We start from the raw sequence: 15,458 nt of genomic DNA on the forward strand, positions 1-15,458 counted from the left end.
TCTCTTGCGACCTTGGCCTTCTGCAGGATGTCTTCCTTGACGGGAAGGCATAGCGGGAGGTTCTTTATTTTGTTCAGAAAAGGATGAGAAATGGGGGGAGAAGAACATGAAAGCGGCCGGGTAAAAGATCAGAAAAAGATCCCTGAGAAGAAAAAAATAATACCGAAAATCAGAGCAAAGATTCCACCAAATCTAGTGAGAGCAATATAGGTTTCACTCGGCTCAGAATCGCCGTCTATTTTCCAGCCTTCTTTTAAGTACCATGCGAATTTAGGGTTAACGATGTTTAATATGCCGATCACGATAAACAGAATACCAGCGAAAATAACCATGAATGTTCATCTCCTTTGCAGATCATTACGCACCAGCCAGAAACATTTATACCCGAACTTTATCGCGAAATCGGCGTAAAAGCATGAGATAATTAGCGAAGCTATACGAATACCATTTTTTTGGAGGGATACATATTGTCCAACTATACGATTCGCCATTTTGGGAGCGAGGACTTTCCGGCGGCCGCGGAGCTGCTGAGCCTGATCTGGTCGGAACCCGTCACCGCCAAGCAATTGCAGGATGAAGAGGAGAGCATTCCGCCGGGCCAGCTCCATTACGATGAAGAGGGACGGTTGATGGGCTGGGACCGCCCCAAATGGGTCGCGCAGAACGGCCTGGGAAAGGTCATCGGTTATGCCATCGCCTGGCGTGCGCCTTGGAACGAACCCGGCAATCTCAACATCACCCTTGTCGTCCATCCGGAGGAGCGCGGCCTCGGGGCGGGCAGAGCTTTGTCCCGGGAAGTTCGCGAGTGGGCCCGCCTGGTTAAAGCTTCGCGTCTGGTCTGTTTTATGAGGGAAAATGATGAAGCCTCGCTGGCGTTTGCGGAGCGCCGGGGATACCTGACGGAACGCCACACCTTTGAATCTGTGCTGGACCTGTCGTCTAGTACCGACCAGGCTTTGCTGCCATGTATCCGCAGCGCCGAGGAATCCGGCATCTCGTTCGTGACGCTGAAGGATGAGCCAGGCGAGGATCAGGAGCGGAAACTTCACGAGCTGTATAAGATCACCCATCAGGACATCCCGGGGTACAATGAGGATTTTCCCTGGTTCGAGGAATGGCGGAAATGGAGCATCAACCTGCCCGGCGTGCGGCCGGAGTATGTGCATATCGCCAAGGACGGGGACCGCTATGTCGGCGTCGTGACCCTGCAGCAGAACGAACAGACCCAGGCGATGTACCACCAGTTTACCGGTGTGCTGCCGGAGTATAGGGGCCGGCGGATCGGCCTGGCCCTAAAGCTTCTGGCCATTCGGACCGCCCGCGCTGCAGGCGTGCCTTATTTGAGAACCCACAACGATTCGCTGAACGTTCCCATGCTTCGCATCAACCGCGATCTGCTGGGCTTTCAGGCGGTTCCGGGCAACTTCAAAATGGTCTGTTCTCTCGAGAGCGGGCGGTCATAAGAACAGCAACATAAACAATCCGATCACGATAAAAATGGACCCCAGCACGACCGCAAGGAAGCCCCTGACTCTCTGCAGCTCCAGATAGGATTCGCTTGGCTCCGATTCGTCTTCCGTCTTCCAGCTTTCATTGATCCGCCATCCCATTCCCGGGTTTCGGCGGGTCATGATGCCGCCCCCAATCAAGATCAGACCCAAGATAACCAGAACGATGTCCATATCCATCAGCTCCTTTACATATAGAACGTCTGAATGGAGCATGAAGTTCCAGGTCACAAGCAATATGCATCATGATTCCGCAATTCATAAGAAATCCCGGGAAATCAAACATGCTACCATATAGACAGAATCAACGAATCCTTTAATAACTTGGAGGAGGATACCCGTGGATACGAAAAACACAGCACTTCCGCAAATCGTTTCGGAAAAAGAATGGATGGACGCGCGCGAAAAGCTGCTCGTCAAAGAGAAGGAGCTCACCCGTGCGCTGGACGCGCTGGCCGCAGAGCGCCGCAGGCTGCCGATGGTGCGGATCGGCAAAGACTATGTCTTCGAGGGACCGGGAGGTACAGCGCGGCTGCTTGATCTTTTCGACGGACGCCGCCAGCTCATGGTGTACCACTTCATGATGGCGCCGGGCGCCCGCCAAGGCTGCACAGGCTGCTCCTCCTTTGTTGACAACATCGGTCACCTCGCCCACCTGAATGCCCGCGATACGACCTTTATTCTGGTCTCCCCCGCACCGTTGTTGCAGATTCAGCCGTTCAAGGACCGGATGGGCTGGAATGTACCCTGGTTCTCATCGAACGGGAACGAATTCAACAATGACATGGGCGCAGGGGACGGATTTGGCTTAAGCGTCTTTCTCCGTGAGGGGGATGAGGTGTTCCGCACCTATTTCACGGCTTCACGCGGCGTCGACCGGATCCGTGCGGACTTCAATTTGCTCGACCTGACACCTTTTGGCCGCCAGGAAACCTGGGAGGATTCGCCGGAAGGATGGCCGCAATCCCAGCCTTACATATGGTGGCGATTGCATGACGAATACCGTTAATCCGGTTTGACAACAAGGGGCGAACACGCTCGAACCGTCCGTTTCGAACCGGGCGTTCATCAAGAAACAAGGCAGCCCCTTTCTCCGTTCGGAGCGAAGGGCTGCCTTGTGCTGTCTGCTGACCGGCGATCAGACCAGCTTCTTCAGCATCGCGTTAATCATGCCGGCATGCGATGCCTCATGGTTAATGTTCATGACCAGCAGTTCATCGACCGTCTCGGCTTTGGCGAAGTTGTCCGCTTTAGCCACAGGCTGATTCAGGTCGTCGCCGAGCTGCTCCTGGAAGACGTGAACCTGCTCGCCGAGCTGAGAGATCAGGGTGTCCCACGCAGGTGCCTCGCCCTGCCAATCCGTCGGTTTCGTCCCCGAAGCGAAATAAGGGCGGTATTCCGCCGGAATGACGCCTTCCTTGCCGCTGTACTGGAGCACGAGCATGTCGGATACGACCAGCAGATGCCCAAGATGCCAGTGGATATTGTTGTTGAATCCCTCGGGGACGATATCCCGCTTGGATTCCGGAAGCGCAGATACCTTGGTGATGATGCCTGTACGCACGCGTTCGATTTGGCCGAACAAATAAGCAGTTCTCATATTGTACCTCCGTCATTGTCCGTATATTATGAAACCTAACAGTTGTTATTGTATAATCCTCGGGCCTGTCAAGCAACCCGTCGATCGTCGGGCTTCCATCAGCGGAATAGTCTCAGGGCATGAGCAGGGGCTTCTAATGGGAAACCTGCGAGGGATGGCAGCTCGCCTTCAGCCCGGGATCCAAATGATTGGAACGAAAAGAAAAAGTTTAAAAAATGCTTATCGGTTAAAAGCTATACCGGTAGCTTGTTAACAGGAAGGCAGTAAAGGAGTGTAGCACCATGTACAAGGTGGTTCTGGTCAGACATGGGGAAAGCCAGTGGAACCGGGAGAACCGGTTCACCGGCTGGACGGACGTCGATCTGACGGACAAGGGGGTCCAGGAAGCGATCAAGGCGGGGCACCTGCTGCAGGACGTCCCCTATGAGATCGATATCGCATATACGTCCGTATTAAAACGAGCAATCAAAACGATGAACTATATTTTGGACGTCAACGACCTGCTGTGGATCCCAATCCGCAAATCGTGGAAGCTGAATGAACGGCATTACGGCGCGCTTCAGGGACTGAACAAAGAGGAGACGGCAAAGAAATACGGAGCGGAGCAGGTGATGCTGTGGCGCCGAAGCTTCGACGTGCCCCCGCTGCAGATTACGGCCGACGACGACCGCTACCCTCCAAAGGATAAGCGCTATGGCAATTTGACGAAGCAGGAGATTCCGCTGGGTGAAAGCCTGAAGGACACGATCGCGCGCGTGCTGCCTTACTGGGAGGCGGAGATCGTGCCGCAGATCAAGGCGGGCAAGAAGGTGCTCGTCGTTGCGCACGGGAACAGCCTACGAGCCTTAATGAAGGTGCTTGAAAATATCAGCGACGAGGATATCGTGGATTTGAACATCCCAACCGCGGTGCCGATACTATACGAGCTGGACGACGATCTGAAGCCGCTGAACCGCCATTTCCTGGGAAGTGCGGAGCGCGTGCAGGAGAAAATCGACGTCGTCGCCAATCCGTCCAAAATTATGGAATAAGGCGTACAGGCATCGGCTTCGATGCCAAAGATAACCACTGGCATAAAGGAGTGATCTCTTAGGGAGGTGACTCCTTTGCCGTTTTTATGGTAGGTTAGTAATGCCGATACATTCAGATCGGGTACAGCTTTAGAAAGAAAGAGAAAGAAGGGAACGGCTTTGCCTTTTGTCAGATTTACAGGCTTTGAAAAGAATGTGGTGGAGACCGCCGCACCGGCCATTATTGAATGCATTTCGGGAATCGCCAACATTCCGGAAGAAATCGTCAAAATTGAGCTTTTACATGTGGAAAAAATCACAAACAGCCCCCGGTCCGTGGAAATTTACATGTTTCCGCGCGAGGAAGAGAAGCATCATGCGATCGCCGAGAACATTAACCGGATTCTGGAGAACCTCGGATGCCCGCATACCCATATTTTCTATATTCTGCTGAATCCGTCATTGTATTATAAAGAGGGCCAGCCGCTGAAGCGCATACCGGCCAAGACGCCTCCCGAAATCAGGCTTTAAGTAAGCCGCAGGAATAAATCTCTGTAAAGGAATTGGAATATAGACCAATTACCGCTATAATCGAATGTAGATTACGGCATGAACCAAGTCTTCATTTATTCCAAACGATAAAGGAGCAATTGAAACCATGGCAAAAACATTGATTTTCGGGCACAAAAACCCGGACACGGACACAATCACATCGGCGATTGTATACTCTTTCCTCAAGAACAAGCTCGGCCAAAATACGGAGCCGGTTCGTTTGGGCGCCGTCAACAGCGAAACACAGTATGCGCTGGATTATTTCAAAGTCGAGGCCCCTCGCCAAGTGGAAGCCGTGGCTAACGAAGCTAGCGAGGTTATTCTCGTTGACCATAATGAGCGCCAGCAAAGTGCGAGCGACATCGACCAGGTGCGCGTGAGCGAGGTCATTGACCACCACCGTATCGCGAATTTCGAGACAAGCCATCCGCTGTACTACCGCGCAGAGCCTGTAGGCTGCACAGCAACGATTCTGAACAAAATTTTCAAGGAGAAGGGCGTTGAAGTTACACCGCAAATCGCCGGTCTGATGGTATCCGCGATCGTATCCGATACGCTCCTGCTGAAATCCCCAACCTGCACCGAGGAAGACGTAGCTGCTGCGCGCGAGCTCGCCGACATCGCCGGGGTCAACCTGGAGCAGTACGGATTGGATATGCTTAAAGCCGGCGCAGATGTCAGCAGCAAAACGATTGCCGAGCTGATCTCCCTGGACGCCAAAGAATTCCAAATGGGCGGCAGCAAAGTGGAAATCGCCCAAGTGAACACCGTTGACCCTAACGACGTTCTGAACCGTCAGGCTGAACTGGAAGACGCCCTGAACGCGATCATCAGTGAGAAAGGCCTGGATCTGTTCGTATTCGTCGTCACGGATATTCTGAACAACGATTCCGTGGCGCTGGCCCTCGGTAAATCCGCTGCTGCGGTTGAAACGGCTTATAACGTGAAGCTCGAGAACAATACGGCCGTATTGAAAGGCGTTGTTTCGCGCAAATCGCAGATCGTTCCGGTGCTGACCGAAACGCTGAGCAAATAAAGAACTATTGAACGAATGGACAGGAGCAGGCTGGTTCCCTGAATAAGGGGGCAGGCCTGTTCTTTTCTATGTTTGGGGCTGAAATTCAAAAAACCTGTTCATCGCTGAACAGGTCCGTTACTTTTTAGCTTCTGTGTATCTGGGGGAAGGGATTGTGTTGCCATTTAAGCTTCTTCGTCGTCTTCTTCATCTTCGGCTTCTGCTTCTTCGTCTTCGTCTTCGTCCGCATCCGTATCTGCATCCGCATCTTCTACGAATTCGGATTCTTCCTCGTCTTCCGCATCATCTTCTTCTTCGATGTCGTCGATCTGTTCTTCCTGTTCTGCTTCCTCGTCAGCCATCAAGATGTCCAATTCCAAATGTTCCATATCTAATCCCTCCAATTTTTAAAACACTATGATTAGTGCATATTTACTATATCACTAGTCTGGTGAAAGGTTTGTCGCAATATGGGCCGGTTTCCGCATTATTTTCCGCTATATTTCGGCAAATCATGGCGGCTGCGGCAATCCTCAAAATGGTTAGGGGCTTTTTCATTGCAGGGGGTCGACACCGGAGAGCGGATGGATTAATCTGGATTCAATTCGCTTTAAAGGAGGATGTCATGAATATGGAGCTGGAAACGAACAGGCTGATCATTCGCGAGTTTGCGACGGAAGATTGGGAGAGCGTGCACCGGTATGCTTCGGATCCCAGAGTGACCCGTTATACCCTTTGGGGTCCCAATACCGAGGAAGAAACGAAGGATTATGTCGCAGGCATGAAGGCGACGCAGCAGAAAGAGCTCAGGACCCATTACGAGTGGGCGGTAACCCTCAAAACGGACGGCGAGCTGATCGGCGGCTGCGGAATCAACATCTCGGGCTCGAACGGAGAAATCGGCTATTGTCTCCATGCGGATCATTGGGGTAAAGGTTATGCTTCGGAATGCGCGAAGGTCATGCTCGAATTCGGCTTCCGTCAGCTCGGTGTGCACCGGATCTACGCGACCTGCCGTCCGGAAAATATCGGCTCCGAGCGGGTCATGCAGAAGATTGGCATGCAAAAGGAGGGCTACCTCCGCGAACATATGCCCACGAACAAAGGAGGCTTCGCCAATTCGTGGCTGTATTCGATCCTGAGGCATGAATTTGTGACTGAGCCTTAAAGCGGCGTGTCCTTTGCCCACCCGATTCATACAAACTCCGGCTGTGTCGAATCCTATACTACAGACGGCGGGCACAGACTGCCTGCCTTTGGTTTCAAAACTTCCTTTTTCAATGTAATGATAAATGGAACCGACTCACATACGCAGGAGGATGACGCAGAAGATGAAGGATTGGTACGAAAAAAGCTTTGGGGAGGACTACCTCCTGGTTTATAAGCACCGGGATATCGAAGGCGCTGCCAGAGAGGTGAAGACGATGATCTCCTGGCTGGACCTTCCGCAAGGAGCGAAGGTGCTCGACTTGTGCTGCGGAACGGGCAGGCACTCCCTTGCATTGGCCGACGCCGGCTACCGCGTCACCGGGGTCGACCTCTCCGACGTGCTGCTGCGGGAAGCCCGGAAGCTGGATAGGGAGGAACGGGTGGCTTGGAGGCAGGCCGATATGCGGGAACTGCCGCTGGAAGGCGGCTTTGACGCGGTCGTCAATCTGTTTACATCGTTCGGGTATTTCCGCGAGGATGGGGAGCAGCTCAAGGTGCTCCGGGAGATTCGGCGGATGCTGAGACCCGGAGGATCGTTTATTATCGATTTCATGAACTCCCCTTATGTCCGAGGCCATCTGGTTCCGGAATCGGAGCGTAAGGAAGATGGGCAGCGGATCGTGGAGAAGCGCCGAATCGATGGGGACTTTGTGATCAAGGACATCACCATTGCGGATTTGAGCGGCGCCAAGGGCTCACGGGAGTATCATGAGAGGGTCAAGCTGTACACGCGCAGCCGGCTAGAGGAAATGCTGCAGGATGCCGGGCTCATGACAGATGAAGTGTACGGCGGCTATAATGAGGAAGTCGATTATGACGAGACTCGCTCACAGCGGATGATTTTTGTGGGACAACGTCCGCAAGAAGAGAAAGCATAAATACCGGAAAGAAGGACGGAGCATTGAATATACCCGAAATCACGCATCACGAGGACGAGATCGTCCAGGTGAAAATCGCGATGGCATACCCCTTGCGCTGGGTAAACAGCTATCTTCTCCAGGGTCCATCGGGATATACGGTGATCGATCCGGGACCGCGGACAGCAGAGAATGAGGCTTCTTGGAACAAGGTGATGGGTGAACTAGGCATCTCGTTCGGGAACATAGAGTCGGTCGTGCTTACGCACCATCATCCCGATCATTTGGGACTGGCGGGGTGGTTTCAGGAGAAGGCGGGCTGCTTTGTCCGGATGTCCGCGCGGGCGGAGGAGGAAATGCAGCGGATGTGGGGCGAGGCGTCCACCATGAACGACGAACTGCCGCGGCTGTTTCGGCAGCACGGCATGCCGGAGGCGTGGACAAGCCAGCTTCCTGCCCATTTGGAGAGCTTTTTCCCGCAGGTTGCGCCTCTGCCTGAAACGGTGCTGCTGACCGAGGGGGAAGCGCTAGAGATGGGCGGGCGGCGGTGGATGCCCATCGAAACGTGGGGCCATGCGCCCGGCCACATCTCGCTGCTACATGAGGAAAGCGGGGTCATCCTGTGCGGAGATGCGGTTCTGCCGCAGATCTCACCGAATGTCAGCCTGCTGCCCGGAAGCGATCCCGAGCCGCTGCATTCGTTTTTGAGCGGGCTGAGGAAGCTGCAGGACTTCCGGATAAGCCGGGCCTTTCCGGGTCACCGGAATCCGTTTGAGCATGTGGAAGCCCGGCTTGCTGCGCTGCTTCAGCATCATGAAGAGCGGCTGGCTCGGGTGCTTGAGCTGATTCAGGCAGGGACGGCGACCGGTTTTGAGCTGTGCGCCGCCTTGTTCGGCACACAGCTCGGCATTCACCAGATGCGCTTCGCTATGTGCGAAACGCTGGCGCATACGCAGGAATTGGAGCGGCGCGGCCAGGTGAAGAAGGTGCCGGGTGACGACGGCGTGATCCGATACAGAGCCATTACATAGCGGAACAAAGAGCGGGAGGGACGGCCGGAAGGCCGCCCTTTTTGGCGCAGCCGGGAGCATTGGCATCAGGCGCGGCAAGCCACTGTCTTCGCCCAGCCTTTCTCCGCATGACAAGAGGAGAGCTGACGCATCAGCTCTCCTCGATATGAAAGAGGTCTTAATGATCTTCGGGTAGCCGGATCTCTTCGGGCTCGTCTCCCGTTTCCTTCTCCGCCTGCTTGCCGTGCGCGATCCGGCTGCTGGCCGCCGCGGCGACCGCGCCGACGATATCGTCCAGGAACGTATGGGTTTCTCCGGTGCTTTTGTCATTCAGGCGCTCCAGCACGCCCGGCTTCAGCTTGTCGATATATCCGTAATTCGTAAAGCCGATGCTGCCGTATACGTTCACGATGGAAAAGGCCAGCACTTCGTCGACGCCGTACAAGCCCTCGTCATTTTCCAGCATGTCCTGCAGCGGGGAGAGCAGCTTGCCTTCCTCGGCCAGCATATCGAGCTGAATGCCGGTCAGCACCGCATTTTGCACCTCACGCTTGCTGAGCACCTTCTCCACATTCAGGATGCATTCTTCCATCGTCAGATTCGGATAATACTTTTTTTGCAGCAGCATGACGAGTTCGGCGATTTCCTCCACCTTCACGCCCCGGTTATGAAGCCATTCCCGCGTCGCTTCGGCCACCTTTTTACTGTTTAAGCTGTATGGAATTTTTGCTTGCTTTGCCTCGTTTGCTTCACTCATTACGTCACCCCGTCATCCAAGTAGTATGTAACTTCACGCACTTCGATTGTATGGTTTGCAGTATACCTTTGTCCAGTTATGCCCAATTTGAGGCATCCTCAAGCAGCAAGGGATATACACCGGAATCTAAACAAAATTAATATGGACCGGCTGTTATTTTTTCGGCAAGGGGCTCGTATACATGGTAGTACAAACTGTACAAAATGATTAGGAGGAACCACGCTTATGACCAAGCTTAATAAAATTCGCGGCATTTCCGCCGCCGGATTGCTGGCCGTTCCCGTTTTGCTGTCCGGCTGCGGTATGTTCGGAACCCATTCGGCGTCGGAAAATATCGATGCGCCGCCGAAGGCGGTCGAGGAGCAGATGCTCAATCTGTCGGACGGTACAGGCAACACAGGCGCCAAGGCTACGGCCGAGCTCACCGGCACCCCGACAACCGTCTACCTGGCGGACGGTAACGGCATGCTAGCCCCTGTCACCCTCGGTCTGCCAGAAGTGAAAGGTAAATCTTCGGCACAGCTGTCGGTTGAAACGCTCGTCTCCGGCGGAGCCTACGCCAAATATATCCCGGAAGGCTTCACAGGCGTCCTGCCTGCGGGAACCGAGGTCAAGAAAGTCACGGTGGACAAGGATAACAAGCTGGCCGTCGTCGAGTTTAACAGTGCATTCACGAAATACAAGGCGCCGGATGAGCGCAAAATTCTTGAAGCCGTGGCCTGGACCCTGACCGGTAATTCGGATGTGCAGAAGGTTCAGTTGTGGGTTGACGGCAAGAAGCTGTCGGAAATGCCGGTGGGGGGAACCCCGCTGGATCAGCCGCTCAGCCGCAGCATGGGCATCAATCTGGAAGTCGGGCAGGGCGCCACGTTAACGAATTCGTCGCCGGTCACCGTATATTTCTCGGCGGCATCGCCAGCCGGCATTCAGTATTATGTACCGGTCACGAGGCTCGTCAAACCGGGACAGGACACACTGCAAACGGCACTCGCCGAATTGATCCGCGGTCCTCAGGAAAGCGACGGCCTGGAGCAGGTCATGACGGACGAGACGCAGCTGCAGTCCGTGAAGAAGGAGAAGGACGGCACGGTAACGGTGTCCCTGAAGGAAGACATGTTTGCCGAAGGCGATGCGGTACCGACCGAAATGCTTCAGTCCGTCGTGCTGACAGTGGCGGAAAATGCGGGAAATCCAAAGGTCAAAATCGAGCTGAACGGGGAGTCCAAAGTCGTCGGCACCGACAATCTGGACTACAGCCAGCCGGTCACACGCCCCGATTATATTAACGAAATTCCGCTTTAAGCGAGAGCTCAGGGTGTTTTTATCCCTCCATTTTGGTAAAATAAAGGTTGCTTAAACAGGATGCGAACGAAGTAGGAGGCAGAAATGATGAGATCAAACGGACGCAGCAGCCATCAGCTTAGGCCGATGAATTTAACAGTGAACGTAAACAAGTACGCGGAAGGCTCCGTGTTCATTGAGATGGGGGACACCAAGGTCCTTTGCACAGCAACGGTGGACGAGAAGGTTCCTCCTTTTTTGAAAGGACAGGGGAAAGGCTGGGTGACGGCGGAGTATTCGATGCTTCCCCGGGCTACGCAATCCCGCAACCAGCGGGAAGCCGCGCGCGGCAAACTCAGCGGCCGTACGATGGAAATTCAGCGGCTGATCGGCAGAGCGCTACGCTCCGTTGTGAATTTGCAAGCGCTGGGCGAGCGGACCCTTACGCTGGATTGCGACGTCATTCAGGCTGACGGAGGCACTCGCACGACGTCGATTACCGGCTCGTTCGTGGCGATGGCCATCGCGATCAACAAAATCGCCCAGCAGCACAGGCTGCCGGTGTTTCCGATCACCGACTTTCTGGCTTCGGTCAGCGTCGGGGTGGTCGGTGAAGAGCCGCTGCTCGATCTGAATTATGAGGAAGATTCGAAGGCGAAGGTGGACATGAACCTTGTCATGACCGGCAGCGGCGCGTTTGTCGAGCTGCAGGGGACAGGCGAGGAAAGCCCGTTCACCCGGCAGGAGCTCGATGAGCTTTTGAAGCTTGGGGAGCAGGGCATCCGCAAGCTGATCGCCAAGCAGAAAGAAGCCCTCGGCCCGATCGCGCTGATGATCGGCTCGGGACAAGCCGGAAAAGAGGTCTAGGATATGATTCCGGCGGGCGATACGATTATTGTGGCAACGAAGAACAAAGGGAAGGTCAAGGAGTTTGAGCATGCCTTTGCCCCGCTGGGCAAACAGGTGAAAAGCATGTTCGATTATCCCGCACTCCCGGATGTGGTGGAGGACGGGAGCACGTTTGCGGAGAACGCGCTGAAGAAAGCCAAAACCGTAGGCGATGCCCTCGGACTTCCGGTGCTGGCCGACGATTCCGGCTTATGCGTTGACGAGCTGGAAGGCCGTCCGGGCGTATATTCCGCCAGGTTTGCGGGCGAGCATGCTACGGATGAGCAGAACAACGAGAAGCTGCTGCAAATGCTGGAAGACAAAAAGATGGGGGCGGACGTACAGGATTCGCTGCTCAGCCCGGCGAGCTTTGTCTGCACGCTGGTGCTGTACGATCCGTCAACGGGCGGCTTCACCGAGGCTTCCGGCTCGGTTCAGGGCTGGATCACCGCCGACCGCGCCGGTTCGGGCGGATTCGGATACGACCCTCTCTTCTATCTTCCCGATTACGGGAAAACGATGGCCGAGCTGTCGATGGAGGAGAAGCAGGCGATCAGCCACCGGGGAGCAGCGCTCCGCGGCCTGATGGCCAAACTGACCCCATAGAGTAAGCTGCTGACGAAGGCTGTTCCTTTGGATCTACCGAATCCAAGGGGGCAGCCTTTTTCGCCGTGTCCAGTTTTGGGCATTGCGTTCCGGTGCGGGTCCTTTTGTTTGGGTTTCACGAAAACAGCCCGGTCAGCATCCAAGCATAAACCCCGCCTGAAGGGGTTTTTCGTGCCTTCGCCAAATTTTGTGAACGCTTTCCGGCGGATTATGGTAGAATGGGCGTGCGAAAAACTTTGAGAAATGAGGTGCCTGATATGAGCAACACAGTAAAACCGGAGATTGAACTCCGGTTCATGTCGTATAACATCAAAAACGACTATGACCGGGAAGGCGAAAATACTTGGAACAGCCGGCGGGACCTGGTTGCCGGGATCGTCCGTTTCCACCGCGCCGACTTGGTCGGCATGCAGGAAGTGCTGCACAGCCAGCTGACGGATCTGGAAGAGCGTCTGCCCGAGTACGGCTGGATCGGGGCCGGACGGGAGGACGGGAAGCAGGACGGCGAATACGCCTGCATTTTCTACCTGAAAAAACGGCTGGAGCCGCTGGAGCATGGACACTTCTGGCTGTCCGAAGAGCCGGAGAAGCCAGGCCAATTGGGCTGGGACGCAGCCTGCACCCGGATGGTGACCTGGTGCCGGTTCAAGGATACATATACCGGAGAAGAATTTACCCATCTGAACACCCACTTCGACCATGTCGGCGTGGAAGCGGTCAAGCAGAGCGCGCATTTGATCAAAAGCCGCATTCGGAGCATCGTGCAGAGCGGCGCCGCGGTGCTGACCGGGGACTTCAACGTCACCAGCGATTCGAAAGCCTACCGCGTCCTCTGCGGCGAAGATGAAGGCGGGGCTCTGTTGCGCGATGCGGCGGTCAGCGCGGATTACCGGCATTTCGGTCCGGCATTCACCTTCCAGGGATTTGACTCCCGGGAGACGGCCGCGCGGCTGTTTCCTGCGTATTTGAACTCGGGCGAAAAGCATGGCCTCGAGTTCGAGAGCGCCATCGATTTTATTTTCGTGACTGGCGGGGTACAGGTGCGAAATTTTGGCGTAATCACCGATCACCGCCAGGGCAAAATGCCTTCCGACCATTTTCCGGTGGTTGCCGACCTGCTGGTGTAGCAGGCATTGTCAATACGCAAAAGTACTAGCAATTCGGAGGCATCAGCATTCATCATCCGGGCCATGACATGATTTCCGGGCAGCATTCAGCAAAAAACATCCGACGGGCTTTGTCAGCCGCGGATGTTTCTTGTATTGTTGCGCTTGTCTATCTATCCGTTTAGCGTCGCCGACTTGGGCCCCGCTCCGGCTGTTTTGCCGTCATGGCGAACCATCGCCAGGAACAAGAGGGCGATCAGCAGGCTGGCGGAAGCGACGACAAACAAGGAGGCATAACCGAACTGGTCGATGATTAGTCCAAGCAGCGGCGGCGAGGTAATCGCCGCCAGAGAAGATACGAGGTAATACAGTCCGGTTCGGGTCCCGATGCTGGCTTCGGTCCCGGTCGATACGACAAACGGATAGGAATTGATATTGATGCACGCCCAGAAAATGCCGCCAATGGCCAGCAGCACGCGGAGGGGTCCCACGGTCCCGATAAAAGGAACGGCCGCGAATACGAGAAACAGGCCAGCGACGCCCGTCAGAATAATGCGTTTCTTTCCGTACCGGTTGCCTAGCCAGCCGCTCGGTATGGCAAACAGAACGAAGAAGAGCGAAAAGAAGGTCAGCGAGAAGGAAGCGGCGCTCTCCTGCAGCCCCAACTGGTGCTTGCCGTAGAGCGTAAACAACGATTCGACGCCCTGATACCCGACGAACCAGAAGAAAATGGCGATTAGCAGCAGCACCGTCGTCCGGTCAAGCTCGCCGCGCAGCTTGATCCGGCCACCTTCCTTCGGCGCGGAGGAAGGCGCGTGACCCCTTCCCCGAACAGGGACGAACCGGTACAGAATCCACAGCGACAGCAGGGTGATGACCGCCGCGGCGATAAACGGGAAGGAACGGTTCTGGTTGTACAGCAGCGATCCGCCGGCAAACGCGAGAATGCCGCCTACGCCGCCCATGAAATTGATGACGCCGTTGGCTTTGGTCCGCTTCCCTTCCGGCGTAATGTCCGGCATGAGCGCGATCGTCGGCGAGCGGTAGATGCTCATCGCCAGGTTCATCAGCATCATGAACAGGACCAGCGTAAGCAGGCTGGTGTGAAAGGGGATCAGGACGACGAACAGAGCAGCGATCGGCATCCCGATGAGCAGATATGGCATCCGCTTGCCGAAACGGGAGACGGTCCGGTCGCTTCGGTTGCCGATCCATGGCTGCAGGAAGAGGGCGAAATAGTTGTCGATGGTCATCATGAAGCCGATCCACGCGGCGCTCTTCAGGTACGGATCGAGGAAAAACGGAACAAACGCGTTGTACAGCGCCCAGGTGATGCTGATGCTGAAAAATCCGAAGCCGAGCAGCCAGGTCTTTTTCATGGACGACAAATCCTCCGTTTCATGTTAGGGGTTATTTTCCACTATTATACATCAGGGGTGTATTCAGGAGCTTCATGCAATTGTAAAATTTATTTCAGGAAGGATATTCCTGCCGCGTGTCGTATTATGTTTCAGGACACCCCAAGTGGGAACATAATAGGAGGTTTTGACATGTTGAAAGGAATTTCCGCATTGCTGTCTCCTGAGTTGTTGAAAATATTAAGCGAAATGGGGCACGGGGACGAGATCGTCTTCGCCGACGGGAACTTTCCTTCCGCCAGTCTGGCTAAGCGGCTGGTCAGGGCGGACGGTCACGGCATTCCCGAACTGCTCCAGGCTGCGCTTGAGCTGCTGCCCCTGAACAGGTACGTAGAGTACCCCGTCATGCTGATGCAGGTGGTGCCGGGAGATCCGGTGGAAACGCCGGTGTGGGAAGTATACCGCAAGATCGTTCATGAGACGGAAGGGGAAGACATCAAGTTCACCGAATTGGAACGTTTCGAATTTTACGAACGCGCGAAGAAAGCCTATGCGGTCGTGGCGACCGGAGAAAGTGCGCTTTACGGTAACTTGATTTTGTCAAAAGGGGTTATTTCTTGATGGCATGATACATACGAAAGATCCAGCTTCCATATCCCCAAGCAAGCAAAAACGGTGCGGTCCTCGTCAAAGAGGACGCA

At 54.9% G+C, this 15,458-nt stretch carries 19 protein-coding genes; 13 read left to right on the forward strand and 6 right to left on the reverse strand.

Going from position 1 to position 15,458, the window contains the following annotated elements:
• Positions 1–128 precede the first annotated feature (128 nt).
• Entirely contained in the window at positions 129–332 is a 204-nt protein-coding gene (locus CJP46_RS30145; protein ID WP_094599332.1) for a DUF6199 family natural product biosynthesis protein, read from the reverse strand.
• 135 nt (positions 333–467) lie between these two features.
• Between CJP46_RS30145 and CJP46_RS30150 the strand changes: the two genes are divergently transcribed.
• Positions 468–1,463 (forward strand): GNAT family N-acetyltransferase, encoded by a 996-nt coding sequence (locus tag CJP46_RS30150; RefSeq protein WP_094599333.1) that lies wholly within the window; start codon positions 468–470, stop codon positions 1,461–1,463.
• Here the strand turns inward: CJP46_RS30150 and CJP46_RS30155 are convergent.
• A complete protein-coding gene (locus CJP46_RS30155) occupies positions 1,458–1,682 on the reverse strand; it encodes a DUF6199 family natural product biosynthesis protein (protein WP_094599334.1) in 225 nt (74 codons plus the stop codon). The two genes, CJP46_RS30150 and CJP46_RS30155, sit on opposite strands and share 6 nt — an antisense overlap.
• Before the next feature lie 166 nt (positions 1,683–1,848).
• On the opposite strand from CJP46_RS30155, the gene CJP46_RS30160 reads away from it, so the two are divergent.
• On the forward strand, positions 1,849–2,517 hold the full coding sequence (locus tag CJP46_RS30160) for a DUF899 domain-containing protein (RefSeq protein WP_094599335.1): 669 nt from the start codon (positions 1,849–1,851) through the stop codon (positions 2,515–2,517).
• Between the two features lie 129 nt (positions 2,518–2,646).
• Here the strand turns inward: CJP46_RS30160 and CJP46_RS30165 are convergent, their stop codons facing one another.
• Positions 2,647–3,108, reverse strand: a complete 462-nt coding sequence (locus tag CJP46_RS30165) for a DinB family protein (protein WP_094599336.1) — start codon at positions 3,106–3,108, stop codon at positions 2,647–2,649.
• Positions 3,109–3,389: 281 nt separating this feature from the next.
• Here CJP46_RS30165 and gpmA point away from each other — a divergent pair, with 281 nt between their 5' ends.
• The 3 genes from gpmA (at position 3,390) to CJP46_RS30180 (ending at position 5,706) form a co-directional block, all read left to right on the forward strand.
• Positions 3,390–4,139 (forward strand): 2,3-diphosphoglycerate-dependent phosphoglycerate mutase, encoded by a 750-nt coding sequence (gpmA, locus tag CJP46_RS30170; RefSeq protein WP_094599337.1) that lies wholly within the window; start codon positions 3,390–3,392, stop codon positions 4,137–4,139.
• Between the two features lie 159 nt (positions 4,140–4,298).
• Positions 4,299–4,649, forward strand: coding sequence for a DUF1904 family protein (locus tag CJP46_RS30175; RefSeq protein ID WP_094599338.1), 351 nt, complete (start codon positions 4,299–4,301; stop codon positions 4,647–4,649).
• A 127-nt stretch (positions 4,650–4,776) separates the two neighbouring features.
• Complete coding sequence (locus CJP46_RS30180; protein WP_094599339.1) at positions 4,777–5,706, forward strand: manganese-dependent inorganic pyrophosphatase; 930 nt, start codon at positions 4,777–4,779, stop codon at positions 5,704–5,706.
• 164 nt (positions 5,707–5,870) lie between these two features.
• Here CJP46_RS30180 and CJP46_RS36720 read toward each other — a convergent pair whose 3' ends face one another.
• Positions 5,871–6,074, reverse strand: a complete 204-nt coding sequence (locus CJP46_RS36720) for a hypothetical protein (RefSeq protein ID WP_179281391.1) — start codon at positions 6,072–6,074, stop codon at positions 5,871–5,873.
• A 242-nt stretch (positions 6,075–6,316) separates the two neighbouring features.
• On the opposite strand from CJP46_RS36720, the gene CJP46_RS30190 reads away from it, so the two are divergent.
• The 3 genes from CJP46_RS30190 to CJP46_RS30200 all read left to right on the forward strand — a co-directional run bounded on the left by CJP46_RS30190 (position 6,317) and on the right by CJP46_RS30200 (position 8,782).
• Complete coding sequence (locus CJP46_RS30190; protein ID WP_094599437.1) at positions 6,317–6,853, forward strand: GNAT family N-acetyltransferase; 537 nt, start codon at positions 6,317–6,319, stop codon at positions 6,851–6,853.
• A gap of 163 nt (positions 6,854–7,016) precedes the next feature.
• Entirely contained in the window at positions 7,017–7,772 is a 756-nt protein-coding gene (locus tag CJP46_RS30195; RefSeq protein ID WP_094599340.1) for a class I SAM-dependent methyltransferase, read from the forward strand.
• A 23-nt stretch (positions 7,773–7,795) separates the two neighbouring features.
• Positions 7,796–8,782 (forward strand): MBL fold metallo-hydrolase, encoded by a 987-nt coding sequence (locus tag CJP46_RS30200; RefSeq protein ID WP_256992601.1) that lies wholly within the window; start codon positions 7,796–7,798, stop codon positions 8,780–8,782.
• 157 nt (positions 8,783–8,939) lie between these two features.
• On the opposite strand, the gene CJP46_RS30205 is transcribed toward CJP46_RS30200, so the two are convergent.
• Positions 8,940–9,518 (reverse strand): phosphatidylglycerophosphatase A family protein, encoded by a 579-nt coding sequence (locus CJP46_RS30205; RefSeq protein ID WP_094599341.1) that lies wholly within the window; start codon positions 9,516–9,518, stop codon positions 8,940–8,942.
• A 225-nt stretch (positions 9,519–9,743) separates the two neighbouring features.
• Here CJP46_RS30205 and CJP46_RS30210 point away from each other — a divergent pair, with 225 nt between their 5' ends.
• The 4 genes from CJP46_RS30210 (at position 9,744) to CJP46_RS30225 (ending at position 13,420) form a co-directional block, all read left to right on the forward strand.
• Complete coding sequence (locus CJP46_RS30210) at positions 9,744–10,820, forward strand: GerMN domain-containing protein (protein ID WP_094599342.1); 1,077 nt, start codon at positions 9,744–9,746, stop codon at positions 10,818–10,820.
• An 84-nt stretch (positions 10,821–10,904) separates the two neighbouring features.
• The gene (rph, locus tag CJP46_RS30215; protein ID WP_094599343.1) at positions 10,905–11,666 is read left to right on the forward strand and encodes a ribonuclease PH; all 762 of its coding nucleotides are present in this window, start codon (positions 10,905–10,907) and stop codon (positions 11,664–11,666) included.
• Positions 11,667–11,669: 3 nt separating this feature from the next.
• The gene (locus CJP46_RS30220) at positions 11,670–12,293 is read left to right on the forward strand and encodes an XTP/dITP diphosphatase (protein WP_094599344.1); all 624 of its coding nucleotides are present in this window, start codon (positions 11,670–11,672) and stop codon (positions 12,291–12,293) included.
• Between the two features lie 257 nt (positions 12,294–12,550).
• Entirely contained in the window at positions 12,551–13,420 is an 870-nt protein-coding gene (locus tag CJP46_RS30225) for an endonuclease/exonuclease/phosphatase family protein (RefSeq protein WP_094599345.1), read from the forward strand.
• Positions 13,421–13,572: 152 nt separating this feature from the next.
• Here CJP46_RS30225 and CJP46_RS30230 read toward each other — a convergent pair whose 3' ends face one another.
• Positions 13,573–14,778: an SLC45 family MFS transporter gene (locus tag CJP46_RS30230; protein WP_094599346.1), complete on the reverse strand. Its 1,206-nt coding sequence runs from the start codon at positions 14,776–14,778 to the stop codon at positions 13,573–13,575.
• A gap of 171 nt (positions 14,779–14,949) precedes the next feature.
• On the opposite strand from CJP46_RS30230, the gene fucU reads away from it, so the two are divergent.
• Positions 14,950–15,378, forward strand: coding sequence for an L-fucose mutarotase (gene fucU, locus CJP46_RS30235; RefSeq protein WP_094599347.1), 429 nt, complete (start codon positions 14,950–14,952; stop codon positions 15,376–15,378).
• Positions 15,379–15,458 lie beyond the last annotated feature (80 nt).

The sequence above is a fragment of the Paenibacillus sp. XY044 genome, assembly GCF_002257645.1.
In the GTDB taxonomy this organism is placed as follows: Bacteria; Bacillota; Bacilli; order Paenibacillales; family Paenibacillaceae; genus Paenibacillus_AQ.

Excerpts from the sequence above, each read along its gene's own strand:
- gpmA (WP_094599337.1), top strand. The coding sequence starts at position 3,390 with ATGTACAAGGTGGTTCTGGTCAGACATGGGGAAAGCCAGTGGAACCGG.
- fucU (WP_094599347.1), top strand. The coding sequence starts at position 14,950 with ATGTTGAAAGGAATTTCCGCATTGCTGTCTCCTGAGTTGTTGAAAATA.
- CJP46_RS30220 (WP_094599344.1), top strand. The coding sequence starts at position 11,670 with ATGATTCCGGCGGGCGATACGATTATTGTGGCAACGAAGAACAAAGGG.
- CJP46_RS30195 (WP_094599340.1), top strand. The coding sequence starts at position 7,017 with ATGAAGGATTGGTACGAAAAAAGCTTTGGGGAGGACTACCTCCTGGTT.
- CJP46_RS30210 (WP_094599342.1), top strand. The coding sequence starts at position 9,744 with ATGACCAAGCTTAATAAAATTCGCGGCATTTCCGCCGCCGGATTGCTG.
- CJP46_RS30230 (WP_094599346.1), bottom strand. The coding sequence starts at position 14,778 with ATGAAAAAGACCTGGCTGCTCGGCTTCGGATTTTTCAGCATCAGCATC.
- CJP46_RS30225 (WP_094599345.1), top strand. The coding sequence starts at position 12,551 with ATGAGCAACACAGTAAAACCGGAGATTGAACTCCGGTTCATGTCGTAT.
- CJP46_RS30190 (WP_094599437.1), top strand. The coding sequence starts at position 6,317 with ATGGAGCTGGAAACGAACAGGCTGATCATTCGCGAGTTTGCGACGGAA.
- CJP46_RS30145 (WP_094599332.1), bottom strand. The coding sequence starts at position 332 with ATGGTTATTTTCGCTGGTATTCTGTTTATCGTGATCGGCATATTAAAC.
- CJP46_RS36720 (WP_179281391.1), bottom strand. The coding sequence starts at position 6,074 with ATGGAACATTTGGAATTGGACATCTTGATGGCTGACGAGGAAGCAGAA.
- CJP46_RS30155 (WP_094599334.1), bottom strand. The coding sequence starts at position 1,682 with ATGGACATCGTTCTGGTTATCTTGGGTCTGATCTTGATTGGGGGCGGC.
- CJP46_RS30165 (WP_094599336.1), bottom strand. The coding sequence starts at position 3,108 with ATGAGAACTGCTTATTTGTTCGGCCAAATCGAACGCGTGCGTACAGGC.
- CJP46_RS30205 (WP_094599341.1), bottom strand. The coding sequence starts at position 9,518 with ATGAGTGAAGCAAACGAGGCAAAGCAAGCAAAAATTCCATACAGCTTA.
- rph (WP_094599343.1), top strand. The coding sequence starts at position 10,905 with ATGATGAGATCAAACGGACGCAGCAGCCATCAGCTTAGGCCGATGAAT.
- CJP46_RS30180 (WP_094599339.1), top strand. The coding sequence starts at position 4,777 with ATGGCAAAAACATTGATTTTCGGGCACAAAAACCCGGACACGGACACA.